A 25,340-nucleotide genomic window follows, 5' to 3' on the forward strand; every position below is an offset into this window, starting at 1 on the left:
ATTCCTTAAAAAATCATGAATAGAATGTGCGGGATTTCGCGGGAAGGGGAAGCATGCCTTTACCCCCCTTCTTCTTTACGGCATACATCAGACCTTCGGCTTCCTGCAAGAGCAGATCCGGACAACGGAGGGTTTCATGGGGGGCTGTGGCACCGATGCTGAGGGTGATTTTCAGGTCAGGGGGTTCGGTCCAGTGCAGGCCATGGATGTGCTCCTGGATGCGTAAGGCCACGGAAAGCCCTTCATCCAGAGGCGTTTCTGCAAGGTGAATGGCGAAGGTGTCGCCATCAATACGGGCCAGGGTATCACAGCTTCGGAGGACGGAGGTGAAGGCCTCGGCCAGGGCACAAAGGATTTTATCCCCTGTGATATGCCCATAATCGGCGTTGATATCCCGGAACTGATCCACATTGAGGACCAGAAGGGTGAAAGGCGCGCCGTACCGGCAGAAGCGTCCGGCCTCCCGTACAAGCAGATCCATGAAGCTTCGGCGGTTGGGAAGTTCGGTGAGGCGATCCGTAAGCGCCATGCGGCGAAGCTGGCCTTCCAGCTGGTATTGGCGTGAAATATCTGTAAAAAACCCCCAGATGCTGAAAATACGGCCATCCGGGCCATATTCGGGGTAGGCGGTGATACAGGCGTGGCCGATGGTACCGTTTTTTTTGCGGAATCGGGTGGGAAAATCCAGAATGTGCCCCTGAAGGAGGCGGTTCTGGAGGACTTTGCGATCCTGCTGATCCAGGTACAGCTCCCTTTCGATGTCATGCATGTTGTGTATGAGGTCTTCCGGAGAATCGTATTCAAGGATCTGGGCCATGGCGGGGTTCACCTCTGAAAAGCGGCCCTGGGGGCTGGAGCGGAAAATGCCCATGGGCGCTTTCTGGATGAGTGTATCCAGGCGAGACTGGAGGATTCTGATTTTTTCATCGCCCCTGCGGCAATCCTCGGCCATGCGCGTACAGAGATCCGCAAGGGGGAAAAGGGGGGCCGGGGATGGGGAGGGCAGAGGAGGGGCTTCTGTGCGAAGGACGTTGATGTGGTTCTCAAAGTCAAGGACCTGCTTGTGGATACTGCGGAGTTCAAGAAAGCGCAGGAAAAGGTAAAGTCCCAGGGTGGTCACCATGAGAAAGAAGGCGATTTTCCGGTTGGGGGCGTGGGGGAGTTGCCAGGCGCTCTGGGGAAGACCCTGGATGATGCGCCAATGGGGTTGGGGCAGAAGGCGGGTTGTGATGAGCAGCTGGGTCTCCGGATTTTCATGAAAGACATTGGTTTCACCGCTCATGATGGCGAGAAGGCTGGAGGGGTGGGCCAGGAGGGCCTTCATTTTTTCAGGATGAGAGGAGGCGACCAACTGACCATCCGAAGCGAGGATGCCAAGAAAACTGTTTTCCGGCAGGGGAATGCGGGCTAAGAGGCTTTCCAGTTCCTCAATGCCGAGATCCATGGACAAGACGCCCAGATTCTGGCCGGAATCCGGATCCTGAAGGGCCATCACGGCGCTGAGAACCTTTTTTCCCGTGGGAATTTCCGTGTAGGGAGGCGTCCAGGTCACCCTGCCCGGATTCAGGAGGGCATGGCGGAACCAGGGCCTGCGGCGGGCATCATAGCCTTCCGGGAGATCGGCGTTGGGTTCAAAGAAAAGTTTTCCTTCGTAATTTGCGAAATACACATAGGGCACATGGGCATGAAGACGCAGAAACTGTTTCCAGCGTTCACGGACCTGGGGCTCATGGGCTGTATTTCCACGGAAAAAGGGAAGAAGATCGGCATCGACTGCAAAGGATTCAAGATGGCTGGACAGGTGGTTGAGGTAGGTTTCAAGGCCTGCGGCTATGAAGGTGTCCATCTGAATTTCTGCAGCCCTGTGGGCTTGTTTCATGAAAAAATCCGTATTGTTCATATCTCCGCGTTGTCCCAGGAAAAAGAAGCCAGCCAGGACAAAGGAAAGAAAGGCGAGGGCCTTGGCGCGGTAGAAAAAAGGGAGCATGGCTCATCCTTCAGGGGAAGGGGGAAGTGTCAGAAGGTTTTCCCGAAAATAATGGTTGTAGAGAACCTGGTAAGCCTCGGAATCTTTGAAGGCCCTAAGGGATTCGGAAAAACGGTCCACGGTTTCCTGGGGGACCCGTTTTTTGTTGAAAATCAGGTAAAGCCCATCGGTTTTGATGGGATGCAGGGGAAAGGGCTTGAGATTTTCGAGTTTTTCCTGCTGCAGGAGAAAGCGGCCGTTGTGCAGCTCCGCCACGGCAAGGTCCAGGCGGCCTGCGGAGAGCTTGCGGAAATTGACCTCATCACTGGGAGCTTCCTCAATGATACTGTCGCTCTGGGTGAGTGCTTCCCAGAAGGCCGGGGTGTAGGAGTAGCCGCGGACCACGCCGATGCGTTGGCCACGGAGATCCTGAAGCCCTGCATAGGCGTGGGGGGCGTCCCTGCGGGCCCAGAGCACCCAGGGACTTTTTACCAGAGGCAGGGTCGGATACAAGGCAAAGCGGGTGCGCTCTTCCGTATGATTGGCGGAAAAAAGGCCGTCCACCTGGTCCGTTTCCAGCATGAGGAGGGCGCGTTTCCAGGGATAGGCGTGAATGACAGTAATGGGAATGCCCGCCAGGGCGCAGACTTCCCGGATGAGTTCCGTGCTGAAACCGGAAACTTTCTGGTCGCCATGGACCTGATAGGGCGGCCATATATCGCAGACCAGGGTCAGGGGCTCGGCGGCTGCGGCTGAGAGAGAAAAAAGACAGAACAGAACAAGGAGAAAACGTGGGACCATGACCATCCTCCTGCGGTTCGTATGATGGAGTGAGTATAGAAGATTTTACGCAAGAGGGAAAGCATCGCGTTCCCGACAGATGCCGCAGGTCGCGCAATCCTTCATGGGGCAGGGGGGAGTGGACAGGGCTTGGCTGGCCTTGTGGCGCTCATGCTCCAGAAAGGACCTGCGGATGCCATGGTCAAGGATCTCCCAGGGCAGAAAATCCTGAAGACTGCGGGCTGCAAGGTAGGGGGAGGGATCCAGCTGAATGGCCATGCAGGCTCGTTTCAGGTGTCCCTTTTCCTGCCACAGCGCTGTGATGAGACGGGAGATGTCGCGGTCTCCCCTGGCGAGAATGGCCTGGAGGATGCTGTTTTTCGGATTTTCATCATGGAAACGGACATTGGGTATGGGGCCGAAATCCTTGCGAAGTTCTTTTAAAATGGCCTTGAGCCGGGCTTCACTCTGCATGGCGGCCCACTGAAAGGGGGTGAAGGGTTTGGGAACAAAGGGGGAAACACCCACGGTGATGACGCCCATGAATCCCTTGAGGCGGCTGGCCTCGAGAAAACGGGCCTTGATGGCCATGACGAGGGCTTTGAGTTCGGCAATGTCCTCGGGGGTTTCTTCGGGAAGTCCTACCATGAAATAGAGTTTAAGATTGGGAATGCCTGCGGAAACGAGACGCTCTGCGGCATTGAGCAGGGTGGAGGTGTCCAGGCCTTTGTTGATGACCTGACGCAGGCGCTGGCTTCCCGCTTCCGGCGCGATGGTGGCGGTTTTCACGCCGCCCGCTGCCAGGGTTTCCAGAAGGGCGGGGGTAAGGGCATCGGCTCGGAGGGAGCTGAAACTTAAAACCAGCTCGCCTTCCAGGGCAGTCGCACAGATGCGGTCAATGTCCTTAAGGTCCGAGACCGCAGTCCCCATGAGCCCCACTTTCATCTTGCGGTTTTTACCTTCGGCAATGGCGGCTTCCAGTACATCCATATTCCGGAACCGGGGCGGGCGATAGACAAAGCCTGCGGAGCAGAACCGACAGCCATGGGGGCAGCCCCGGCTGGTCTCCACCAGAAAGGTGTCGGGAAAGGCGCTGTGGGCAGAAGTGATGGGACTGCAGGTGGCTTTTTCTGAAACCCTGGGATCAAAAACCCGGCGCACGCGAAGAGGGAGGCCGGAGGCGGGCGTAAGGCCACAGATTCGGCCCTGGGCATTGCGCAGGGGCGTGTAAAAGTGGGGGGTGTAGATACCGTCCATCTGGGTGGCGAGGCAGTGGAGGAGAGCTTCTTTGGACAGTTCTCGGTGCTTCAGGTAAAGATTAAAAAAAGGGTCCGTGAGTACTTCCGCCTCGCCAATGAGAAAAAGATCGAAAAAGTCTGCCAGGGGCTCGGGGTTGAGAAAGGTGGCGACCCCCCCGGCCATGACGAGGGGGTGATGGGCTTCCCGCAGGTTGTGGAGAAAGGGAATCCCGCTTTTATCCAGAATTTCGGGAATGCGGGGGTAATCGTTTTCAAAGGAAAGGGAAAAGGCAATGATATCGAAATGCCGCAAGGCTGTTCCGGTTTCCAGGCTGCGGAGGGGGGCATCCGGGTTTTCGGGCAGCACCAGGCGTTCACACGCCACCTCTTCTCTCTGGTTAAAGAGCTGATATACGGCCTGAAAGCCGAGATTGGCCATTGCCACGGCGTAGGTATTGGGAAAAACCAGAGCAACCCGTACCCGCCCCCTGTCATCTTTGCGGATGACGCCGGTTTCGGACAGGGGGGCGGAAGCCGTTGGGGCGGTTTTTCTGGCCATGGGCGTTCTGGGTAACCTCCTTTGGGGCGAAGATTCATACCACAGGGATCGGGCTTGTCCCCGGAAGAAGCGGACAGTTTTTTTTCAGGATTTTCTGCGGAAAAGGGTCCGCAGTTTTTCCAGAAAGCTCAGTCCGCTTTGCGGCGCAAAAAAGTGGGGATTTCCAGGTCATCCCGATCAATGTTGCCTTTTTTGATTTCCGGAATATCCTGAAGGGATGTGGAAACATCATCGCCAACGGCTTTTTTACGCTGAATGACCCCGGAGTCATGGAAGCCTGGGTTTTCGAGATCCTCAGGGGTGACATCACGAAGCTTGCCCCTGGGGGAGGAAACGGCGCTTCTGGGGTTCTGGGTTCGATGGAGAATAACGTTGGCGGCCCTGGCCTGCATTTCTTCCCGGGTGCCGATGCCCGTGGCAATGACCGTGATGCGCAGCTCTTCTCCCAGGGTTTCATCAATGGCGTGCCCCCAGATGATTTCCGCATCCTCGCCCACTTCACTGTAAATGCGGTCCATGGCTTCGGTCATCTCGTCCATGGTGATTTCACTGGTGGAGGTGACGTTCATGAGAAGCCCCTTGGCGCCGGCAATGGAAATGTCTTCCAGCAGAGGATGGCTGATGGCACGCTCCGCAGCTTCCACGGCGCGGTTTTCTCCTGAGGCGATGCCGATCCCCATGAGCGCCATACCCGCTTTGCTCATGGTGGTGCGCACGTCAGCAAAGTCGAGGTTCACGAGGCCCGGAACCATAATGAGGTCCGTGATGCCCTTGACGGAATGGTGGAGGATTTCATCGGCTTTTTTGAACATATCCACCATCCGGGCGTTTTTATGGGCAATGCCCCGGAGCCGGTCGTTGGGGATGGTGATGACGGTATCCGCCACATTTTTCAGTTCTTCCAGGCCTTCTTCTGCCTGCTTGAGGCGTTTTTTACCTTCAAAGCTGAAGGGGCGGGAAGCAACGGCCACAGTGAGCGCGCCCAGCTCCTTGGCAATGCGGGCCACCACGGGAGCCGCCCCTGTGCCCGTACCGCCGCCAAGTCCTGCGGTGATGAAGACCATGTGACTGTCCTTCAGGGCTTCCCGGATTTCCGCTTCGCTTTCCGTGGCGGCTTCCCGTCCCACGCTGGGGTTGGCGCCTGCGCCAAGTCCTTCGGTAAGGGTCGAGCCGAGCTGGATTTTGATGGGGGCCTTGGATACATCCAGGGCCTGGGCATCTGTGTTGGCTGCAATGAACTTGACTCCCTGGAGCTGGGCGTCAATCATGTTGTTAATGGCGTTTCCCCCTGCGCCACCCACACCGATCACCTTGATTTTTGCAGTTTTTTCGTTTTCCACATAGGTAAAAGTCATAATCCCTCCTTATTTCACTCCCCTTTAAGGGTTCCAACCGTACCGGTAACGGATGATGGACCTGGAATCGGCATTGTTTTCTTTTTCAGATGGCGTTTTTGAACCATTCTTTTATCTTGGCGATGATGGCGCTGAAAAAACCCTTTTCGCGTACCTTCATCTGGCTGTTTTCATCCTGCTTGGCCCCGTACAGCACAAGGCCGACGGCTGTGGCGTAATTGGGATCCTGGATGACATCCTTAAGCCCCCCGACGCCCATGGGACGGCCGACCCGTGTGGGAAGATTGAAAATGGACTCGCACAGATCCGCAACGCCATGGAGCATGGCACCGCCTCCGGTGAGCACAATCCCGGAAGAAATCCGGCTTTCCATGCCCGCACGATAGATTTCCCGTTTGAGCAGGGTGAAGATTTCCTCCACCCTGGGCTCGATGATTTCGCCCAGAATCTGGCGGGGAAGTTTTCTCGGGTCCCGTCCCGCCATACCAGGAACCTCAATGCTTTCCTCTGGGTGGATTCCCTCGGAAAGGCAGGTGCCGTGCTGGATCTTGATACGCTCCGCATCGGCAATGGGGGCCCTGAGACCAATGGCAATGTCATTGGTGAGGTTGTTGCCGCCCAGGGGCAGGATGAAGGTGTGGCGGATATTGTTTCCTGAGAACACGGCAAGATCCGAAGTCCCGCCGCCAAAATCAATGAGCGCGGTCCCCAGTTCCCTTTCTTCCGGAGAAAGGACGGCTTCTCCCGAAGCCAGGGCTTCGAGAACCACATCAATGACCTCAAGGCCTGCCTTGTTGCAGCATTTGACGATGTTGTGGGCCGAGGCCACAGCGCCGGTGACAATGTGGATTTTGGTTTCAAGGCGCACCCCTGCCATGCCCACAGGGTTCTGGATGCCGAAATGGTCATCCACGATGAACTCCTGGGGCAGCACATGAATGACCTCCCTGTCCGTGGGGATGGCCACGGCCCGGGCCGCTTCAATGACCCGTTCCACGTCTGCCTCCGTAACTTCCGGGCCCTTGATGGCGATGATGCCGTGGGAGTTGAAGCCTGTGATATGACCTCCGGCAATGCCTGCGTAAACCCGGCGGATCTCGCATCCTGCCATGAGTTCCGCTTCTTCCACAGCTTTACGAATGGAGGACACGGTGGACTCGATGTTCACCACCACCCCCTTGCGCAGCCCGATGGAGGGATGGGAGCCAATGCCGATGATATGAATTTCCTTGCCGGACACCTCGCCGACCACGGCGCAGATTTTGGTGGTGCCGATGTCAAGACCTACAATGATGTCGCCGTTTGCGTTCACGCGTCCCTCCTTTTTCTGCCGACGGGCTTTAAGCCGCAGCCGGTATCACGACCACCCGGTCCGGCCGGACGAGATCGATGGTATCCATGGGCGTTGTCTGTCTGTGTTCCCTGCGGTGTTGCAGCAGGGTTCGGAGCTTCAGGTTTTTTTCCCGGAAGTCCGAAAATCCGAAAAGAATACGTGCGGCGATGGCCGTATCGGAAAGGCTGAGGCCAAGGTCCGGATCTATCCATAAAACAGGAGGAGGTCCAGCGGACAGGCTGGGTTCTTCGTTTTCCTGCAGAAGATCCAGCAGGGTGCGCGCCCTGGAAAACCAGAGATGCCGGTTCTGGGTATCTGAAAAGGGCAGATCCCGCATGCGGGGATAGGCATGGACGGGGTCGTCTGCTTCCAGCTCCTTGAATATCCGGCCGTCCCGGTTGGCCCAGAAGGCCTTGTCCGGCATGGTCTCGGGATGCACAATGGCAAAGGGCTCTTCTTCCATGACCGTAATCTCCAGGGTATGGGGCAGCCTGCGGGTGACAGCGGCTTCCCGTATCCAGGGATGGGCTTCCAGGCGAAGGCGGACAAGGCGCAGGTTCAGGGCCATGAGGTTGCTTTTTTCCGGTATGGCCGCCTGCTGGAGAATCCTTTCTCTGTCCAGATATTCCTCACCCTGGATGCGGATGGTGTGAATCTGAAAATAGGCGGACTGCGTGATCAGGTCATGGGTAAAGACAAGACCCAGCGCGAGAAGAAGCACTCCTGCCCCCCGCAGTCCCCAGGTTCTGACCTGACCTGGTACAAGCCAGGGACGGGATTCCTGTTTTTTCCGGTTGGGCTTTGCCCGTCGACCGCCTGGTTTGCGGGAGAGCCTGTCAGACCGGGCTGGTTTCACCGACAATGCGGACCTCCTTTTCCAGCAGGATCCCCTGGGTTTCAAGAATCTGTTCCTGGATCCAGGTTATGAGGGAAAGAATATCCGAAGCCCGGGCCTTCCCTTGATTGATGATGAAGTTGGCGTGCCTTGGAGAAACCATGGCATCCCCCCTCTGCATCCCTTTGAAACCTGCCTCATCAATGAGCCGTCCTGCGGGCATGTCTGCGCAGGGGTTTTTGAAGATACAGCCTGCGGAGGCTGCGGCCACAGGCTGACAGGCCTTGCGGCGACGGAGGGCCTGCCGGATCTGCTGACGCAGAATCTGCGCTTCTCCCTTCCTGAGTCGCCAGCAGGCTTCAAGGAGAATGCGCTTTTCCAGAGGCGTGCCATCTTCCCAGTAAAATCTGCGGTAAGCGAAACGGAAGGCTTCTTTCCCGAGAACCCGGATCAGCCCGTCCGGTTCACAGACTTTAAGGCTTTCCAGGGTTTCGCAGGCGGTGCTTTCCGGAGTACCTGCGTTCATGGCAATGGCGCCGCCCACGGTTCCCGGAATACCGCTTAAACCTTCCAGTCCCGCGAGTCCCTGGCCTGCGGCGTGGAGGCAGACTCTGGGCAGTTTGGCCGCACATCCGGCATAAAGGCAGTCACCGTCCACGCGGATTTCCTTGAATCCCTTCCCCAGACGCAGAACCAGCCCCCGCATACCGCCGTCCTGCACGAGAAGATTGGTGCCATCCCCCATGACAAAAAGGGGGATTTCTTTTTTGTCCGCGTGGGTCACCACAGCACGCAGGGTATCCAGATCCTGGGGTTGGCAGAAGAGATCCGCAGGCCCGCCGACCCGGAAGCGCACAAGGGGTGCCAGGGGTTCCTGCTCCCGGAAAAGACCGGGAAAATCCGTGAGCAGTTTCTGGTATTCAGGCGGCGGCTGCACGGGAAAGAACCTCCGCCAGGGCTTCGCCCACCTGATAAACGTTACCGGCTCCCAGGGTCAGAACCAAATCTCCTTTTTTCACAAAATCCCGGAGCAGGGGCAAGGGGTCGCGCCCCTCGCCCACACAGACCACCTGGCGATGACCATGGGCCTTGACACCTTCACAGAGCCCCATGCCCGTGATGCCGTCAATGGCGGGTTCGCCAGCGGCATAGATGGGCAGCATGAAAAGGGCGTCGGACTCATAGAAGGAGCGGGTGAAGTCATCAAAGAGAGCAGCGGTCCGCGTGTACCGATGGGGCTGAAAAACCACCACCAGACGTCGGTCCGGATAGCTTTCCCGCACGGCATCCAGGGTGGTGCGGATTTCCGTGGGGTGGTGACCGTAATCATCCATGATGGTGATGCCGTCCACTTCCGCCTTGATTTCCATGCGTCGGGCCACGCCGGTAATCTGCTCAAGGGCCCTGCGGATCTGATCAAAGTCAATGGAAAGCTCACAGCCTGCGGCAATGGCGGCAAGGGCATTGGTGACATTGTGGCGTCCCGGCAGGTTCAGGGTGATGTCTCCCAGAACCTCTCCGTGGCGCAACACGGTGAACTGGTTTCTCATCCCGTGGTTGCGGATGTCCCTGGCGCGGTAATCCGCCTGGCGGGAAAGGCCGTAGGTGACAAAGCGTTTGCGGATGCGGGGGATGATGTTCTGGACATGCTCATTGTCCAGGCAGACGACACCCATGCCGTAGAAAGGCACCTTGTTGATGAATTCGGTAAAGGCGTCTTTGATGTCGTCAATGTCCCTGTAGTGATCCAGGTGTTCCAGATCAATGTTGGTGACCACGGCAATGGCGGGGCTCATGCGGAGAAAGGAGCCGTCGGACTCGTCCGCCTCGGCCACGAGAAAATCCCCTTCGCCCAGTCTGGCATTGGTGCCCAGGCTGTGCAGTTTACCGCCAATGACAATGGTGGGGTCGAGGCCTCCTTCGGCGAGAACCGCAGACATGAGGTTGGTGGTGGTCGTCTTCCCATGGGCTCCGGCTATGGCCACGCCATATTTGAGACGCATGAGTTCGGCGAGCATCTCCGCCCTGGGGATCACAGGGATTCCCTTCTGCTGGGCGCTGAGAATTTCGGGATTGTCCGCTTTCACAGCCGAAGAAACCACCAGTACATCCGCACCCTCCATATGGGCGGCGGCATGGCCCTTGAAAATCCGTCCTCCGAGGGCGGTGAGCCTCCGGGTGATATCCGAGGCCACGAGATCCGATCCGGAAACCCGGTAACCAAGGTTGATCAGCAGTTCGGCAATGCCACTCATGCCAATGCCACCGATGCCGACAAAATGGATATGATAGTTTTTTTGATACATAGTCAGTTTACCTCTGGCATACGGGCCATCAGGGCCTCCGTAAGATGGATTGCCGCATGGGGGCGTGAAAGGGTCAGGGCCGCAGAGGCCATGGCTTCGGTGATTTCGGGATGCTCGGCATAGGTCGTCAGGATATGGGTCAGGGTTTCGGGTGTGAGATTTTTTTCCTCCAGGATGACAGCCGCCTGGATATCGCTGAGCGCCTTTGCATTGTAATACTGATGGTTATCCGCAGCGTGGGGAAAGGGAATGAAGATGGCCCCAAGGCCTGCGGCAGCAAGTTCGGCCACTGTGGTGGCTCCGGCCCTGCAGAGCACAAGATCCGCCTCTCTATAGCAGGATTCCATGTCTTCGATAAAGGGCTGAATGCGGGCTTTGATGCCAGAGGCGGCATAGGCCTCCTCCACCCACTGGAGATCCGCGGCTCCGGTCTGGTGCGTGAGGGAAAGGGGCAGGGATCCGAGCCGGGGCAGGGCCTGACAAACGACCCTGTTGAGGCCCCTTGCGCCCTGACTGCCTCCCAGGATGAGAAGATTCAGGGGATCTTGGGGTCTGCGCCTGCGCTTGCGGCACTGGACCAGGTTGGATCGTACGGGATTGCCCGTCACACGGATTCTTTCCGGGGATACGGGAAGCGGAGTGTGGGGAAAGGATACGTGAACTTCCTCAGCAAGCCTGGAAAGGAGACGGGTGGTGAGCCCCGGAAGCTTGTTCTGTTCATGGAGAATCAGAGGAATGCCCATGCATTTTGCGGCAAGGGCTGCGGGTGCTGCGGCGTATCCTCCCACGGAAAGCAGGGCATGGGGTTTGAAGGCGCGGAGAATGGCAAAGGCTTCCCCAAAGGCCCTGGGAAGGCGCATCAGGCTCAGAAGGCTTTGCCAGAGTCCCTGTCCTTTCAGCCCGGATGCGGAAATGGGGGCGAAGGGCAGGCCTTTGGATCCAAGGATTTTCTGGTCCAGGGGTCTTGCCGTGTTGACAAAAAGCACCCCATGGTCCGGAGAGCGGCTCAGGAAGGTTTCGGCCACAGCCACCCCAGGGAAAAGGTGGCCTCCGGTGCCTCCGCCTGCGATGAGGAGGCGTCGTTTTTTCAGGTCCTTGTTCATGCCTTTCTCCTGGCGGCGGCGATATTCATTAAAATGCCCATGGCGGCAAGGTTGACCACAAGGGAGGTTCCCCCATAGCTGAGAAAGGGCAGGGTCAGTCCCTTGGGCGGAAGGAGTCCCAGCGTAACGCCGGTATTGATGAGAACCTGCATGCCCAGGACCACGCTGATGCCAGCGGCCAGATAGGAACCAAAACGATCCGGAGCTTCCAGGGCCACCTGCATGCCCCGCAGAAAAAGGATGGCAAAGAGGATGAGTACAAGAAAGACACCCCAGAGCCCTGTTTCCTCGCCAATGACGGCAAAGATAAAATCCGTATGGGATTCGGGAATATAATCCATTTTCATGCGGCCATTGCCCAGTCCCTGCCCCAGGGGTCCACCATTGCCAAAGGCCATGAGGGCTCGGGAAACCTGAAAACCCTCGTCCTGGGCATGGGCCCAGGGATCGGTGAAGCTGAGGATGCGGCGCATGCGGTAGGGGGCGGTGGCAACAATCCAGGCCATCACAGCGGCCAGGGGAACAATGGGCCATGTGAGGTGCAGAAAGGGAACACCGGCTAAGAACATGAGAACCCAGGCAATGGCCATGAGAATGAGGATGGATCCGAGGTCTGGCTGCTGCATGAGAAAAAAGGCAAAAACCACTAAGAGCAGGAAGTGGGGAAGGAAGCCGATGCTGAACTCCCGGATCCGGGCCTGCTTTTTGTTGAGGGAATAGGCCATATAAATGATGAGAGCATATTTGGCGAATTCCGAAGGCTGAAAACTGATGTTTCCCAGACGCAGCCAGCGCTGGGCTCCGCCAGCGCTGTGACCATAGTCGGTGAGCAGAACAGCGCCTAAGAACACAAAGGCCAGCAGGAGAATGGGGTAGGCCAGTCCGGCAAGAAAACGGTAAGGAAAAAAGCGGCAGCCCAGGAGAGCGAGAAGGCCTGCCCCGCCGTAGGCCATCTGGCGAAGAAGAAAATGATACTCGGATCCGAAAGCCTGGGCAGCCTTGGAGGCGCTGGCGCTGTACACCATGACAAGTCCAGTTCCCAGAAGGAGGAGCAGGGGAACCCAGAGCCAGGGATCTTCCTGGAAGCGGGCCTTCTGTGTGGGGGCGGCCGCTGTCATGAAATTCCTCCGGATGCGGAAAGGGCTGCCACAAGGTTGCGGAATTGCAGGCCCCGGTCTTTGTAGTTTGCGAACATATCAAAGCTGGAACAGGCCGGAGACAGAAGAACGGGAGTGTCGGGGTCTGCGGCCTTCACGGCTTTTTCCACGGCCTCGGCGAGGCTTGAGGCCCTTTCACAGGGAATTTTTTTGCCAAAGGCGGATTCAATGGCCTGGGCGGCTTCTCCGATGAGAATGATTTTTCGGGCATACTGGGAAACGGTATCCGCCATGAGGGCGTAGTCTCCTCCCTTGTCCCTTCCTCCCATAATCAGGACCACCTTGCGGTTGAAGGCCGTGAGGGCTCGGCACACAGCATCGATGTTGGTGGCCTTGGAATCATCGTAGCAGGCAACACCGCACACGCTGCCGCAGAAGGTCATGCGATGCTCCAGACCCTTGAAATGGGCGATGGTGTTCCGGATGCCTTGGTCCGTTGCGCCCATGGCCCTTGCCGCCAGAAGAGCGGCGCTGAGGTTTTCCCGGTTGTGCCGACCGGGCAGGCTGAAGTCTTCAAGGAGGAAAAGATGGCCATCTTCAAGACGCAGCTGGTTTTCTGCAATGCAAAGGCCGCCTGTTTCTCTGTCATACCACAAGACAGGAATGGAAAGCGTTTGGCCAATGGCCCGGACCTTGCGGTCTCTGTGGTTGAGTACGGCAAGCCCTGCTCGCATGTCCTTGAAGAGTCGGGCCTTGGAGCGGGCGTAGGCTTCCATGTCCGGGTAGCGGTCTAAGTGGTCTTCGCTGATGTTGAGAAGTACGGCCACATCGGGTTGGAAGCTTTCCAGGGTGTCCAGTTGGTAGCTGGAGACCTCCAGAACGACCATTTCCGCATCTTCCGGGTTGAGAATGAAATCACAAAGGGGGGTTCCGAGGTTGCCACCGGCAAAAACCCTTTTTCCCGAAGCTCTCAGCATGGCGGCAATGAGCTCGGTGACCGTGCTTTTGCCATTGGTGCCCGTGACGGCTATGCAGGGAAGGGTGAGATGGCGCAGGCCCAGGGCCATTTCTCCGATGATGGGAATCCCCTTTTGGCGGGCGGGTTCCAGCTCCGGTCTGCGAGGATCCACGCCTGGGCTGAGAACAATGAGGTCGGTTTCAAGGAGCATGGCCGCATCCAGGTGGTCTTGTACCTGATCGCAGTGCTTTGGGGCTTCGGAAAGGGATGTGTATTTTTCGTCCATACCCGTGACCCGGAAACCCTGGCGCTTGAGAAGGCGCACCGCTGCCATCCCGGAAAGACCGAGGCCAATGACCGCCGCATGGGAGAAGGTGTGAGCAGGACGCATGGGGTTTCCTATCGGATCTTGAGTGTGCTGATAGCAACAAGGGCGAGGAGGATGGCGATGATCCAGAAGCGGATGGTGACCTTGGATTCTTTCCAGCCCTTGAGTTCAAAGTGGTGGTGCAGGGGGGCCATGCGGAAAATCCTTTTACCCCCTGTCAGCTTGAAAAAGCCCACCTGGAGAATGACAGAAACCGCTTCCATGACAAAGATCCCTCCCACAATGACAAGAAGCAGCTCCTGCTTGGTAATCACGGCCGTGACGCCAAGGAAAGCGCCCAAGGGCAGAGAACCCACGTCTCCCATAAAAACTTCGGCCGGATGGCCGTTAAACCACAGAAAACCGAGACCGGCTCCGGCCACGGCTCCGCAGAGGATGGCCAGTTCGCCTGCACCATTGACAAAGGGAATCTGAAGATAATTGGCAAGGCCCCAGTGCCCGGCCACATAGGCAAAGATCATGAAGGTGACCGCGGCAATGGTCACAGGGCCGATGGCCAGGCCGTCCAGACCGTCGGTGAGATTAACGGCGTTGGAAGCGCCCACAATGATGAAGGTGGAAAAAAAGATATACCCGAGTCCGAGATCCGGGCTGATGTTTTTGAAAAAGGGCAGGGTGACCCGGGTGTCAAATTCGGGCATGAGATAGATGAAAATGGAGGCAAGAAGACCAAAAAGTACCTGAAGCATGAATTTGTTGGCCGATGAAAGGCCGGTGTTGTGTTTCTTGACCTGCATGAGCCAGTCATCCGCAAAGCCGATGAGGCCAAACCCCAGGGTGGTGAGGAGGGCCAGCCAGAGGTAGGCATTGCTGAGGTTGGCCCAGAGCAGGGTGGAGACTGTAATGGCAAAAAGAATGAGGAGGCCTCCCATGGTGGGTGTACCCGCCTTGCTCTGGTGGGATTTCGGTCCCTCTTCCCGGATGTACTGCCCCACCTGCAGGGCTTTGAGCCTGCGAATGGCCCAGGCGCCCAGGAGAATGCAGATGAGCAGGGCCGTCATGGCGGCATAGATGGTGCGGAAGCTGATGTAGCGGAACACATTCAGCGCCGAGAACCAGGTGTGCAGAGGGTAGAGAAGATGATAGAGCATGAACCTTAATTCCTTGAAGATGGGGGAATATCCTGCATCAGTTGTGCGACAAGGCTTTCCATGGTCATGGAACGCGAGCCCTTTACCAGTACCCAGTCTCCCGCCTGGAGTCCGGGGCGCAGCATGGAGGCAAGCGCCTCTTTTTCTCCTTGAACAACATGGTCTAAACCTGCCTTTCGAGCGCCTTGGGCTAAGTCTTGCCCATGGGGGCCGCAGCAGTACAGGGCCGTAAGGCCCGCAGCGGCGGCCAGGGCTCCCACCTGGCGGTGCAGGGCCGCCGCATTGTCCCCCAGTTCACCCATGGAGCCCAGAACGGCGAATCTGCGACCGGAAGTCCCCAGACGGGCCAGCTCCTGGAGGGCGGCTTTCATGGAGTCGGGGTTGGCGTTGTAGGTGTCATTGATCAGGGTGAATCCTCCCTGGGCCTGCATGGGCTGAAAGCGGCCGGGAAATCCCCTGAAATCCATGAGACCCTCCTGAACGACTTCTTCGGAGATTCCCGCGCTGAGGGCGGTGGCTGCCGCAGCCAGGGCGTTTTCCGCCATCATGGCGCCAGGGATGCCGATGCGGATGGGCAGGGGAGGATAGCCCGGACGACAGAGATCAAAGCAAGAGCCTGTGGCATCGGATCCTGGGTTTTTCATGTAAAAATCGCAGGAAGGTTCCAGGCCGAAGCGCAGGACCCGCAGCCCTTCCCTGAGGGGGATGAGGGTAGAGTTGGGGTCTTGTCCATTGACGAGGGCTGTTTTTCCTTGCGCCATGGCGGAAAAGATTTCTCCCTTGGCCCTGGCCACGCCTTCTATGGACCCAAGACCTTCCAGATGGGCCGGGGCGATGCGGGTGATGAGGGCAAAATCCGGCTGACAGATGGAAGACAGCCGGGCCATCTCTCCGGGGTGGTTCATGCCGAGCTCCAGTATGGCCCACTTATCCGCGGGTTTCAGGCGGAAAAGGGTGAGGGGCAGCCCCACCTCATTGTTGAAATTGCCCTGGGTCACAAGGCAGGGGCCTGTTTTACGGAAAATGCTTCCCAGCATTTCCTTGGTGCTGGTTTTACCGTTGGAGCCGGTGACAGCCACCACCTGAGTCTGAAAGCGCTTAAGACGATGCCGGGCCAGTTGGCCCAAAGCTTTGAAGGTATTCTCCACGCCAAAAACGGGACAATCCCTGGATTTGAGATAATTTCTCATCTCCGGCCAGCGGGCCTTTTCCATGAGAATGCCTGCGTAGCCTGCCTGGAGGGCCTTTGCAATGAAATCATGCCCATCATGCACCTCGCCCCTGAGGGCCACAAAAAGGGCAGGGCCTGAAGCCTTCCTGGAGTCTGTTCCGATGTCCGGGAAAAAGGTGTTCGGCTGCCCGCAGAAAAGAGTGGCTCCGGTGGATGAGAGGATGTCTTCTGCCGACCAGGGAGGCGTTTCAGGCATGGGCAAGAACTCCTTTCCGTGCAACCTCCCGGTCATCAAAGGCAAGGATATTGTTTCCCACAATCTGGTAATTTTCGTGGCCCTTTCCCGCAATGAGCACGGCATCACCGGGCCTTGCCTCGGCAATGGCCAGGAAAATGGCGGTTCTGCGGTCCTTTTCCACCCAGATCCTTTCCTGGGAAGGCATTCCCTGGAGAATGTCACGGATGATGGTCTCGGGATCTTCGTTGCGGGGGTTGTCCGATGTGACCACACAAAGATCCGCCCAGGTTGCGGCAATGGTTCCCATGAGGGGACGTTTGCCCCGATCCCGGTTGCCGCCGCAGCCAAAGACCACAATCAGGCGGCCGGGGGTCGTCTCCTTGAGGGTGAGAAGGGCCTTTTCCAGGGCATCGGGGGTGTGGGCGTAGTCCACAAAAATGAAGCGGCCCTTGGGGTCCTGGATGCGTTCCAGACGGCCGGGGACCGCCAGGGGGCCTTCCAGGGCTTTTTTAATGGTGTTGCCGCAGATGTTCAGGGCAATGGCTGCGCCTGTGGCGGAGAGCAGGTTATCCAGATTGAAAGTGCCTACCAGAGGCGAAAGAATGGGGAAGGTATGCGTGGGGGTTGTGAGATTGCAGCGGATGCCTGTGGCGGAAAGCCGGGGATCCCCTGGCCGGATGAGGGCCTCGGGATGGCGTCTTGCCGTGGAGATGAGACCTTTTCCGCCCGTGCGGCTGAGGCAGAGGTTGAGGAGTGCCTCCCCTGCGGGGTCGTCAATGTTGACAACCAGGCTGGCCCCGTCTTTGCCGTTCCGACCATCCAGTACGCTTTCAAGAAACCCTTTTTTGGCGGCCCAATAGGCATCCATGGTTTTGTGGTAATCCAGGTGGTCCTGGCTGAGATTGGTGAATACGGCCACATCAAAGGGTGTATGGACGATGCGGCCCAGATCCGCTGCGTGGGAGGACACTTCCATGACCACGTGGCTGACCCCCGCATCCCGCATGGTGGCCAGACGCGCCTGAAGATCTCTGGATTCCGGAGTTGTGGTGCCAGTGGGCTCCACATGACCGGGATAATGCCAATCAATGGTGCCCATGACACCTGTGGTCCAGCCCGCTTCACGGAGAATGGCTTCCAGGATATGGGTGGTGGTGCTTTTACCGTTGGTGCCTGTGACGCCGATGAGGGTGAGATTTTTTGCCGGAAAACCGTAAAAGACAGCGGAAAGGGCAGCAAGGGCTTTGCGGCTGTCATCCACAAGCAGGGTGGGAAGACCGGCTTCCGGAACGGGGCGTTCAGCCACAAGGATGGAGGCCCCCCTGGCTGCAGCGTCGGGTGCATAGAGGTGCCCATCCGTGGCAAGGCCGGGGACGGCCACAAAGAGATCGCCCGGCCGGACCTGATCGGACCGGTACTGGATGCCGGTGATCTGGCGGTCTCCGGGAAGGCTGTTTTTCAGGGCAAAGGGCATGCCTTTGGGCCAGTGGGAGGAAGAGAAGAGCTGGGCGATGTTCATCATGGCTTTTCTCCATATCCCATGGCCGTGGTGATGGGGGTGGCGGGTCTGGGAGGAATATTCATGTACGCAAGACCTTCGGAAATGATGGTGCGGAAGGCAGGCCCTGCTGCAGCACCGCCATAATGACTTTTTCTGGGTTCATCCAGCATGACGAGCACCACAAGGGCTGGATCTTCCAGGGGGGCAAAGCCCAGGAAAGAAGCGATATATCGGCTTCTTGAGTAGCTGCCGTCGGGTTCGGTCTTCTGCGAAGTGCCGGTTTTTCCCGCAGCCCGGTAACCCCGGGGGGCAGCGGCGGTTCCGGTTCCGCCGGTTTCTGTGACCGTGGCCATCATGGCTTTCACCATGTTGGCGGTTTCCGGGGCAATGACCCTGTGAACGGCCTGAGGCGGAAAGACCTCCGCAGTGCCCGTGAGGGGATCCCGGATTTCCTGGACAAGATAGGGGCGCATGAGAATGCCCCCATTGGCAATGGCTCCGGCGGCTGCAACGAGCTGCACCGCGGAGGCAGAAAGCCCTTGGCCAAAGGCGATGTTGCCCGTATCCACACTGGTCCAGCGTCGCCAGTCCCTGAGGATGCCCCGGGTTTCTCCGGGTGCGTCAATGCCTGTGCGCTCACCAAAACCAAAGGATCTGAGCGTATCAAAAAGGGCCTTTTCTCCCATGACCTCGGAAATCTTGACAGAGCCGATGTTGCTGGAAAATTTGAGAATCTGGGTGACGGAAAGCCACTCATGGGGCTTGGTGTCCCGGATGGTGACAGGGCCGATGCGGTAAGAGCCGTTACCGCAGTAGTAGATGGCGTCGGAGCGGATATAGCCCCTGTCCAGGGCGCCTGCAATGAGAAAGGACTTCATGGTGGAGCCAGGCTCAAAGGGTTCGCTGACGGCCCGATTCCTCCAGAAATCCCTGGGATAAGGCCCGAAGTTGTTGGGGTTGAAGGAGGGATAATGGGCCATGGCGCGGATGGCGCCGGTTTTGGGGCAAAGGACAACGGCCATGCCTGCTGCGGCGTCCGAGCGGCTTGCCGCTTCGCTGAGGGCGGATTCTGTAATGAACTGGAGGGTTTTGTCCAGGGTGAGAACAAGATTTTTTCCGGGAGCGGCTTCTGCTGCGGTATCCTGCTCATTGAACCAGCGGCCCCGCCCGTCCCGGATGATGGTGAGATCCCGGGCTTCCCCCTTGAGGACCGAATTGTAGCGATGTTCCAGACCTTCCAGCCCTTCGCCGTCCATACCTGTAAACCCGATGACCTGGGCGGCCATTTCCCGATTGGGATAGGCCCGGCTGCTTTCTGAAACCACCTGGATGGCCAGAAGTCTCTGGCTGGGGGTAAGGGGCAGGGTGCTGCGGAAGGCAAGGATCTCCTCAGCGGCTTCCGGCCTGACCCTTCGGGCGATCCAGGTGAAACGATCCCCTGAAAACAGAGGCAGGAGATCTTCGCGGGGTTTTCCGAGAATGCGGGCAATGGCTGTGGCCGCGGTTTCCCTGTCCGGAAAAAGATCAGGTCGGATGGCTACGCTGGCCGCTTCCATACTCACGGCCAGAGGTGCGCCATTTTTGTCGAGAATACTGCCCCTTTTGCCATGGAAAACAAGGGATTTCCTGTAATGACGCTCTGCTTTCTGGACAAGCCCTTCCCTTTGCAGCACCTGAACCTGGAAGGCGCGGACGCCGACCGTGCAGAACAGCAGCGAAAAGACGGCAATCACCAGCATGAAGCGTGTTTTCGCGAATGTGGGTTCAGGGGCCTTTTTCATGGACAATTCCACTGAGATCAAAGGTGTTTTCGGCTTTGGGCATCCCAAGCCCGAGACGGGTTTCCCCAAGGTTGCGGATACGTTCCGGCGACCTGAGGCGGGCCTGTTCAATTTCAAGGTTCCGGTTCCGTGTGATCAGTCTGTCTCGATCCGCACGGGTCTGGGTAATGAGAAAGTTGAGACTGGTACACTGGGTCCGGATCCATGTGGCGCTGAAAAGGGTTATGAAAACCATGCTTAAAAGAAAGATCCAGGCATGGGCTCCTGGCGGTTTGAAGGTTCCGGGTGTCATGGCAGACGCTGCATGGCCCTGAGACGCGTGCTCCGGGCCATGGGATTTACCGCAATTTCTTCTTCTCCCGGCCGTATGGCCTTGGATGTCAGTACACGAAATCCGGCCTTTCGGCCACAGGTGCAGATAGGGAATTCCGGCGGACAGACACAGGATGTGGCCAGATCCCGGAAACGCTGTTTGACCCTGCGGTCTTCCAGGGAATGAAAGCTTAAAACCACCATGCGGCCTTTGGGCCTGAGGCGCAGGGGCGCATCTTCAAGAAAACGATCCAGCTGGGCCATCTCCTGGTTCACGGCAATGCGCAGGGCCATGAACACCCGGGTGGCCGGGTGAATTTTCTGTTTAGCGCTGTGCTTTGCCGGAATGACGCGGCGGATGATCTCCGTCAGCTCGCCTGTGGTCTGGATGGGAGCCTGGGCGCGTGCGGAAAGAATGCGGCGGGCGATGGGTCCTGCAAAGCGCTCTTCTCCGAAATCCCGGAAGATTTTTTTAAGCGCTTCCTCGCTTTCCGTATTCACAAGATCGGCGGCGCAGATCTCGGATTCCGGATCCATGCGCATGTCAAGGGGTTCATCGCCTTTGAAACTGAAGCCCCGACCGCTGGCTTCCAGCTGGTGGCAGGAAAGTCCGAGGTCGGCCAGGATGCCGTCCACCGCGTCAATGCCAAGCCTGTCCAGGATGGCGGGTACATCGGCAAAATTTCCCCGGACAATGCAGGCCCTGTCCCCAAAGGAGGCGAGGACCTTGCGGCCCCAGGCAATGGCGTCGGGGTCCTGATCAATGCCGATGACGCGGGTCCGGGAATCCGTGGCTTCCAGAATTCTGCGGGTATGGCCGCTTCCGCCCAGGGTGGCGTCCACATAAATCCCCCCGGGTTCTCCGAGGAGAAAGGCAAGGACTTCCGTGGGCATGCAGGAAACGTGGTGAAAGTTCATGGATCAGATTCCCAGTTTTGCGATTTCGGCCCGCAGGGTTTCTTCGTTCTGTATATCGTCTTCGAGCTGTTGGTTTTCCCTTTCCCACTGTGCTTCGGAAAGGATTTCAAAATGGTCGAGCACCCCCACAAGAACAATTTCCTTTTCCAGCCCGGCGTAGGTGCGCAGGGAGGGAGGAATGAGAATGCGGCCCTGGCTGTCGAGGGGACAGTCGTGGGCTCCTCCTATGAAGACCCTGCGGAAGCGGCGCATGGCGTCATTTTTTTCCGCAAGGTCCAGGATGCGTTGTTCGATTTTGGCCCAATCATCATAGGTATAGGCCACAAGGTTTTTATCCATGCGGGAGATCATGAGGCCGAGACAGTTCTGGCTGTCCATCACCGAGCGGAAACGGGTGGGGATGGAAATGCGTCCTTTGGGGTCCAGTTTATGCGTAGAACTGCCACGGAACATGGTTCTCCTTTTTTAAGCTTCCACTTTCCGCCACTTTGGGCCATCAGACTACAATAAATAGAGAAAAGGTCAAGGGCTGCATGCAGGTTCTTTTTGTGTGCGTGGCAATTGTGGGAATTCTTAAAAAAAGCTGGTATCCCAGAAATGGCGGAGGTTCCGGGAAGATAAGGTTTTCATGGGAAATAAAATTCTGTATGTTAAAAAAAAATATCAGGGACATATCCGAAATCCAGGGGAGGATGTATGAAGGTTCATCAGTTCCGCTACAACGGAGACAATCTGGCCTATCTGCTGGAAGCCGGGGGCGAAGCCCTGGCTGTGGATGGGGGGGCCGTGGATGCCATTTTGCACGCTGTGGAAAAAAGTGGCCTCCGCCTTGTGGGAATCACCCATACCCATGATCACCCGGATCATGTTCAGGGAAGCGGTGCCCTCTGCGCCCGTTCCGGTGCCCCCCTGCTTTCCCACGGGGCTTTGTGCGCCAAAGGGGAGTTGAGTTTGGGGGGAGAGCGGCTGGCTGTGCTGGCCACGCCGGGGCATACCCTGGATTCGGTGTGCTTTGTGGGAGAGGGCTTTGTGATCTCCGGAGATACCCTTTTCAATGGTACGGTGGGCAATTGTTTTTCAGGAGATCTGGATGCATTTTTCCACAGCATGGAAAAACTGCTGTCCCTGCCAGGGGATACCCGGATTTATGCCGGGCATGACTATGTGAAGGAAGCCGTTGCTTTTGCCAGGAGCATTGAGCCTGATAATCCGCATCTTGAAGCTTATCTTGCGGCCTGGAATCCAGGCCACGGTTTTTCCACCCTGGAGATGGAGCTCCGGGTGAATCCCTATCTGCGTTATAACGATCCTGTGATGACAGAGATTCTGGTCCGGCGCGGACTTCCCGTGGATACGGCCCTCAGGCGCTGGTACAGCCTTATGGAAGTGTATTGAGCCTGTCTGTGGTTTCCATGGACTGGGGAGCCGGGAAGACCGGATGCCATCCCTATTCTTGACGAAAGAGGGGCTTCCGTTTAAAGAGGGTTTGCATCGAGAGGGCCGGATACGGACCGAAATGGATGAGAACGGATGGATGAATGGGGTCTAAGAGGCCCGGGAGTGTATATGACAGTCAACAGAGTGGATCAGATTGACGGACAGGTGAAGGTAAAGCGTGTGCTGGTCAGTGTGTCGGATAAACGGAACCTTGACATTCTGGTCCCGGGGCTTCTGGCGATCAACCCCGATGTGGTGTTCTATTCCACAGGCGGCACCTTCAATTATATAGCCGGGCTTCTGGGGGAAGGGGCTGCCAGATCCCTGGTGCAGGTCTCCGACTATACGGGGCAGCCGGAAACGCAGGGGGGCCTTGTTAAAACCCTTGATTTCAAGATTTACCTCGGTCTGCTTACGGAAACCTACAATGAGAGCCACAGGGCGGATCTGACCCGCACCGGGGCCGTTTCTTTTGACATGACCGTGGTGAACCTCTACCCTTTCCGGGAAACCATCGCAAAGGAGGGTGTGAGGGCAGAAGATGCCAGGGCCAACATCGACATCGGCGGCCCCTGCATGATCCGGGCTTCGGCCAAGAACTTCATCCGCGTGGCCCCTGTGGTGGATCCCGATGATTATCCGGCCCTGCTGGAAGAGCTGAAGGCCCAGAAGGGCTGTACCTCCCTTGCCCTGCGCTATCGCCTTGCCACCAAGGCCTTCAGTCATACGGCGGCTTACGATGCGGCCATTGCGGCCTATCTCGGCGGCCTTGATTTTGGCACCCACGTCAACCCCTGTTACCGGAGCATGTGAAAAATGGCCCAGGATTTAAAAGCAATGTACAAGACCGTGATGGATGATGCCTTCACGCCTGCCATGGAAATCTCCTTTGTGGACGGGAGTTCCCGTCAGACCCTTTTTTATGAGAAGGTCTCCTGGATCATTGAGGATCTACGCAAGGGGCTGCGGTATGGAGAAAACCCCGGTCAGGAGGCGGCCCTCTACCGTCTTGTGAACGGTAATCTTATTTTAGGCCAGACCCAGACCCTTCAGCCGGGAAAATACCTGGTGTCGGACATCGAGCTGCTCCAGAGCGGCAAGCATCCGGGAAAGACCAATCTCACGGATGCGGACAATGCCCTCAATATCCTCCGCTATTTTGCGGATACGCCCACGGTGGTGATCGTGAAGCACAACAATCCCTGTGGTGTTGCGAGGGATCTGAGCCTTGAAAAAGCCTATCACAAGGCCTACATGGCCGACCGGATTGCCGCCTTCGGGGGCTGCATTGCCATGAACCGGGCCATGGACAGGGCCACGGCAGAGGCTGTGGCCAGCCAGTATGCCGAAGTGGTGGTGGCTCCGGACTTTGAGGAAGGGGTCATGGAGATCCTGGGAGCCAAGAAAAACCTCCGGGTTATCCGCATCGGCAACATGGCAAGGCTTCATGAGTTTGTGGGTCAGCCTGTGGTGGATTTCAAAAGTCTCATGGACGGAGGTCTCATCGCCCAGTGGAGCTTTGTGCCCACCACCCTTAAAAAGGAGGATCTCCTGCCTGCGGTCTGTGACTACAAGGGCCAGACCTACCGGGTGAAGCGGGAGCCCACGGAAGCCGAATACGCGGATCTGCTTTTTGGCTGGCTGGTGGAGTCCGGCATCACCTCCAACTCCGTCATTTATGTGAAAGACGGGGTCACGGTGGGGATCGGCACCGGCGAGCAGGATCGGGTGGGGGTTGCTGAAATCGCGCGGGATAAGGCGTATAAAAAGCTTGCCGACCGCTATTGCTTTGAAACCTACGGCAAACCTTACAACCTCATGGAAGATGCGGACAAACGGGCGGAAATTGATGCCCGCGTGGCTGCGGAAAAGGGCGGTCTCATCGGTTCTTCCATGGTGAGTGATGCCTTTTTTCCTTTCAGGGACGGCATTGACGTGGGTCTGAAGGAGGGAGTGAGTGCTGTGATTCAGCCTGGCGGTTCCATGAACGATTACCAGTCCATTGAGGCCTGCAACGAGTGCAATGCGGCCATGGTCTTTACGGGGCAGCGTAGCTTCAAGCACTGAGTGAAGGTCTTCGTTTTTCCATGGGAAGGCGGAGGCGTTATTTGTTCTGAATGGTGGCAGGCCTTTGTTGTGAGGCTTGCCACAAGCGGGTAAAGCATCAACCTCCGGGTTGAAGGCTTTGCCCGTTTTTTTTGAAGACGGTCACGGGGGGACTGCCTGGTGTGCGGGAAGACGGGCTTGGGGAACTCAAGTTTTCTTGAGTCCTTTTTTCATGTCAGAAGATTGTCAGATGCCTTTTAGCTGAAGAAAATGATAACATAATTTCAAATATCAGGTGGATTCAGGCGGGGATCCGGGAACCTCCGGGGAACTCCGAAAGATCTGGGCGTACGGCATGGGGTTTTTTGAAGGGGAGCCGGGTGGACAAGGAATCAGCTCCTGTTTTGTCGGTTAAGGAGGTGTAATGGTGCAGAAGAGAGGTCCATGGCTTGCCATGGTGGGGATTTTCTGGATGGGTATGGTTTTTTCCGCAGCCGCAGAAACACAGTTTGATCGGGATATTGTGGTGAAGGATCAGACCCGGGCCATGAAGGTGGAGGCGGTGTTCAAGGAACTCCTTGCTGCCTATGAGGATGAGGATGTGCATGGTTTTCTGGAAAGGGTTTCCGATGAGCGCTTTCGTCAGGATTACATCACCTTCACCGACGCCCTGTACAGTGATTTCAGAAACTATGAAATTCATCGGGTGGATTACTGGATTGACCGGGTGGTGTCCGATCATGTCCGCCAGTTTCTCTTTGTTCGATGGGAAAAACGTTATGAATCCCTGGATTCGGGCCGTGTGATGACCCAGCAGGGATTTTCCCGTTTTCTTTTTGATGAGGTGGATGGGCAGTATCTTCTGGTGGAATTGGCGGGTAACAGCCTTTTTGGTGCCAGCCTGCGGGAATGGCTGGATGAGGTGCC

22 protein-coding genes are annotated in these 25,340 nt (G+C 57.3%); 4 read left to right on the forward strand and 18 right to left on the reverse strand.

Annotation, left to right across the window (positions count from 1 at the left end; genetic code table 11):
* Window positions 1-13 precede the first annotated feature (13 nt).
* The 18 genes from RBR60_RS12270 to mraZ form a co-directional block, all read right to left on the reverse strand.
* The gene (locus RBR60_RS12270) at window positions 14-1,987 is read right to left on the reverse strand and encodes a diguanylate cyclase (RefSeq protein ID WP_320357177.1); all 1,974 of its coding nucleotides are present in this window, start codon (window positions 1,985-1,987) and stop codon (window positions 14-16) included.
* A 3-nt stretch (window positions 1,988-1,990) separates the two neighbouring features.
* Complete coding sequence (locus RBR60_RS12275; protein ID WP_320357179.1) at window positions 1,991-2,767, reverse strand: substrate-binding periplasmic protein; 777 nt, start codon at window positions 2,765-2,767, stop codon at window positions 1,991-1,993.
* Window positions 2,768-2,812: 45 nt separating this feature from the next.
* On the reverse strand, window positions 2,813-4,543 hold the full coding sequence (locus tag RBR60_RS12280; protein ID WP_320357181.1) for a radical SAM protein: 1,731 nt from the start codon (window positions 4,541-4,543) through the stop codon (window positions 2,813-2,815).
* Window positions 4,544-4,671: 128 nt separating this feature from the next.
* Complete coding sequence (gene ftsZ / locus RBR60_RS12285) at window positions 4,672-5,898, reverse strand: cell division protein FtsZ (RefSeq protein ID WP_320357183.1); 1,227 nt, start codon at window positions 5,896-5,898, stop codon at window positions 4,672-4,674.
* Between the two features lie 85 nt (window positions 5,899-5,983).
* The gene (gene ftsA, locus RBR60_RS12290; protein WP_320357185.1) at window positions 5,984-7,210 is read right to left on the reverse strand and encodes a cell division protein FtsA; all 1,227 of its coding nucleotides are present in this window, start codon (window positions 7,208-7,210) and stop codon (window positions 5,984-5,986) included.
* Window positions 7,211-7,238: 28 nt separating this feature from the next.
* A complete protein-coding gene (locus tag RBR60_RS12295; protein WP_320357219.1) occupies window positions 7,239-8,087 on the reverse strand; it encodes a cell division protein FtsQ/DivIB in 849 nt (282 codons plus the stop codon).
* A complete protein-coding gene (murB, locus tag RBR60_RS12300) occupies window positions 8,068-9,003 on the reverse strand; it encodes a UDP-N-acetylmuramate dehydrogenase (RefSeq protein WP_320357187.1) in 936 nt (311 codons plus the stop codon). The genes RBR60_RS12295 and murB overlap by 20 nt, the downstream gene beginning before the upstream one ends.
* The gene (gene murC, locus RBR60_RS12305; protein ID WP_320357189.1) at window positions 8,987-10,372 is read right to left on the reverse strand and encodes a UDP-N-acetylmuramate--L-alanine ligase; all 1,386 of its coding nucleotides are present in this window, start codon (window positions 10,370-10,372) and stop codon (window positions 8,987-8,989) included. The genes murB and murC overlap by 17 nt, the downstream gene beginning before the upstream one ends.
* A gap of 2 nt (window positions 10,373-10,374) precedes the next feature.
* Window positions 10,375-11,475 carry an undecaprenyldiphospho-muramoylpentapeptide beta-N-acetylglucosaminyltransferase gene (murG, locus tag RBR60_RS12310; protein ID WP_320357191.1) on the reverse strand — a complete coding sequence of 367 codons (1,101 nt, stop codon included), beginning with the start codon at window positions 11,473-11,475 and terminating at the stop codon, window positions 10,375-10,377.
* A complete protein-coding gene (gene ftsW, locus RBR60_RS12315) occupies window positions 11,472-12,593 on the reverse strand; it encodes a putative lipid II flippase FtsW (RefSeq protein WP_320357193.1) in 1,122 nt (373 codons plus the stop codon). Before ftsW ends, murG begins: the two co-directional genes overlap by 4 nt.
* Window positions 12,590-13,921, reverse strand: a complete 1,332-nt coding sequence (gene murD, locus RBR60_RS12320) for a UDP-N-acetylmuramoyl-L-alanine--D-glutamate ligase (RefSeq protein ID WP_320357196.1) — start codon at window positions 13,919-13,921, stop codon at window positions 12,590-12,592. The genes ftsW and murD overlap by 4 nt, the downstream gene beginning before the upstream one ends.
* Before the next feature lie 8 nt (window positions 13,922-13,929).
* Window positions 13,930-15,009 carry a phospho-N-acetylmuramoyl-pentapeptide-transferase gene (gene mraY / locus RBR60_RS12325; RefSeq protein WP_320357197.1) on the reverse strand — a complete coding sequence of 360 codons (1,080 nt, stop codon included), beginning with the start codon at window positions 15,007-15,009 and terminating at the stop codon, window positions 13,930-13,932.
* A 5-nt stretch (window positions 15,010-15,014) separates the two neighbouring features.
* Complete coding sequence (locus RBR60_RS12330) at window positions 15,015-16,436, reverse strand: UDP-N-acetylmuramoyl-tripeptide--D-alanyl-D-alanine ligase (protein ID WP_320357199.1); 1,422 nt, start codon at window positions 16,434-16,436, stop codon at window positions 15,015-15,017.
* The gene (locus RBR60_RS12335) at window positions 16,429-17,940 is read right to left on the reverse strand and encodes a UDP-N-acetylmuramoyl-L-alanyl-D-glutamate--2,6-diaminopimelate ligase (RefSeq protein ID WP_320357201.1); all 1,512 of its coding nucleotides are present in this window, start codon (window positions 17,938-17,940) and stop codon (window positions 16,429-16,431) included. The genes RBR60_RS12330 and RBR60_RS12335 overlap by 8 nt, the downstream gene beginning before the upstream one ends.
* Window positions 17,937-19,700 (reverse strand): penicillin-binding protein 2, encoded by a 1,764-nt coding sequence (locus tag RBR60_RS12340; protein WP_320357203.1) that lies wholly within the window; start codon window positions 19,698-19,700, stop codon window positions 17,937-17,939. Before RBR60_RS12340 ends, RBR60_RS12335 begins: the two co-directional genes overlap by 4 nt.
* Window positions 19,684-19,992 (reverse strand): cell division protein FtsL, encoded by a 309-nt coding sequence (locus RBR60_RS12345; protein WP_320357205.1) that lies wholly within the window; start codon window positions 19,990-19,992, stop codon window positions 19,684-19,686. Before RBR60_RS12345 ends, RBR60_RS12340 begins: the two co-directional genes overlap by 17 nt.
* Window positions 19,989-20,930: a 16S rRNA (cytosine(1402)-N(4))-methyltransferase RsmH gene (rsmH, locus tag RBR60_RS12350; RefSeq protein ID WP_320357207.1), complete on the reverse strand. Its 942-nt coding sequence runs from the start codon at window positions 20,928-20,930 to the stop codon at window positions 19,989-19,991. Before rsmH ends, RBR60_RS12345 begins: the two co-directional genes overlap by 4 nt.
* Window positions 20,931-20,933: 3 nt before the next feature.
* Window positions 20,934-21,383: a division/cell wall cluster transcriptional repressor MraZ gene (mraZ, locus tag RBR60_RS12355; protein ID WP_320357209.1), complete on the reverse strand. Its 450-nt coding sequence runs from the start codon at window positions 21,381-21,383 to the stop codon at window positions 20,934-20,936.
* Between the two features lie 243 nt (window positions 21,384-21,626).
* Between mraZ and RBR60_RS12360 the strand changes: the two genes are divergently transcribed.
* The 4 genes from RBR60_RS12360 to RBR60_RS12375 all read left to right on the forward strand — a co-directional run.
* Complete coding sequence (locus tag RBR60_RS12360) at window positions 21,627-22,325, forward strand: hydroxyacylglutathione hydrolase family protein (protein WP_320357211.1); 699 nt, start codon at window positions 21,627-21,629, stop codon at window positions 22,323-22,325.
* Window positions 22,326-22,496: 171 nt separating this feature from the next.
* Complete coding sequence (locus RBR60_RS12365; RefSeq protein WP_320357213.1) at window positions 22,497-23,180, forward strand: hypothetical protein; 684 nt, start codon at window positions 22,497-22,499, stop codon at window positions 23,178-23,180.
* A gap of 3 nt (window positions 23,181-23,183) precedes the next feature.
* The gene (locus RBR60_RS12370) at window positions 23,184-24,434 is read left to right on the forward strand and encodes an IMP cyclohydrolase (RefSeq protein ID WP_320357215.1); all 1,251 of its coding nucleotides are present in this window, start codon (window positions 23,184-23,186) and stop codon (window positions 24,432-24,434) included.
* 403 nt (window positions 24,435-24,837) lie between these two features.
* Window positions 24,838-25,340: hypothetical protein (locus RBR60_RS12375; protein ID WP_320357217.1), on the forward strand; the 503-nt coding region annotated here is incomplete at its 3' end.

Origin of the sequence: Desulfobotulus sp., from assembly GCF_034006065.1 — a bacterium.
GTDB lineage: Bacteria > Desulfobacterota > Desulfobacteria > Desulfobacterales > ASO4-4 > Desulfobotulus.

What these genes read in the sequence shown, in the direction of transcription:
- RBR60_RS12270 (WP_320357177.1), bottom strand. Translation starts at nt 1,987, where the DNA reads ATGCTCCCTTTTTTCTACCGCGCCAAGGCCCTCGCCTTTCTTTCCTTT.
- RBR60_RS12275 (WP_320357179.1), bottom strand. Translation starts at nt 2,767, where the DNA reads ATGGTCCCACGTTTTCTCCTTGTTCTGTTCTGTCTTTTTTCTCTCTCA.
- RBR60_RS12280 (WP_320357181.1), bottom strand. Translation starts at nt 4,543, where the DNA reads ATGGCCAGAAAAACCGCCCCAACGGCTTCCGCCCCCCTGTCCGAAACC.
- ftsZ (WP_320357183.1), bottom strand. Translation starts at nt 5,898, where the DNA reads ATGACTTTTACCTATGTGGAAAACGAAAAAACTGCAAAAATCAAGGTG.
- murC (WP_320357189.1), bottom strand. Translation starts at nt 10,372, where the DNA reads ATGTATCAAAAAAACTATCATATCCATTTTGTCGGCATCGGTGGCATT.
- murG (WP_320357191.1), bottom strand. Translation starts at nt 11,475, where the DNA reads ATGAACAAGGACCTGAAAAAACGACGCCTCCTCATCGCAGGCGGAGGC.
- ftsW (WP_320357193.1), bottom strand. Translation starts at nt 12,593, where the DNA reads ATGACAGCGGCCGCCCCCACACAGAAGGCCCGCTTCCAGGAAGATCCC.
- murD (WP_320357196.1), bottom strand. Translation starts at nt 13,921, where the DNA reads ATGCGTCCTGCTCACACCTTCTCCCATGCGGCGGTCATTGGCCTCGGT.
- mraY (WP_320357197.1), bottom strand. Translation starts at nt 15,009, where the DNA reads ATGCTCTATCATCTTCTCTACCCTCTGCACACCTGGTTCTCGGCGCTG.
- RBR60_RS12330 (WP_320357199.1), bottom strand. Translation starts at nt 16,436, where the DNA reads ATGCCTGAAACGCCTCCCTGGTCGGCAGAAGACATCCTCTCATCCACC.
- RBR60_RS12335 (WP_320357201.1), bottom strand. Translation starts at nt 17,940, where the DNA reads ATGATGAACATCGCCCAGCTCTTCTCTTCCTCCCACTGGCCCAAAGGC.
- RBR60_RS12340 (WP_320357203.1), bottom strand. Translation starts at nt 19,700, where the DNA reads ATGAAAAAGGCCCCTGAACCCACATTCGCGAAAACACGCTTCATGCTG.
- RBR60_RS12345 (WP_320357205.1), bottom strand. Translation starts at nt 19,992, where the DNA reads ATGACACCCGGAACCTTCAAACCGCCAGGAGCCCATGCCTGGATCTTT.
- rsmH (WP_320357207.1), bottom strand. Translation starts at nt 20,930, where the DNA reads ATGAACTTTCACCACGTTTCCTGCATGCCCACGGAAGTCCTTGCCTTT.
- mraZ (WP_320357209.1), bottom strand. Translation starts at nt 21,383, where the DNA reads ATGTTCCGTGGCAGTTCTACGCATAAACTGGACCCCAAAGGACGCATT.
- RBR60_RS12360 (WP_320357211.1), top strand. Translation starts at nt 21,627, where the DNA reads ATGAAGGTTCATCAGTTCCGCTACAACGGAGACAATCTGGCCTATCTG.
- RBR60_RS12365 (WP_320357213.1), top strand. Translation starts at nt 22,497, where the DNA reads ATGACAGTCAACAGAGTGGATCAGATTGACGGACAGGTGAAGGTAAAG.
- RBR60_RS12370 (WP_320357215.1), top strand. Translation starts at nt 23,184, where the DNA reads ATGGCCCAGGATTTAAAAGCAATGTACAAGACCGTGATGGATGATGCC.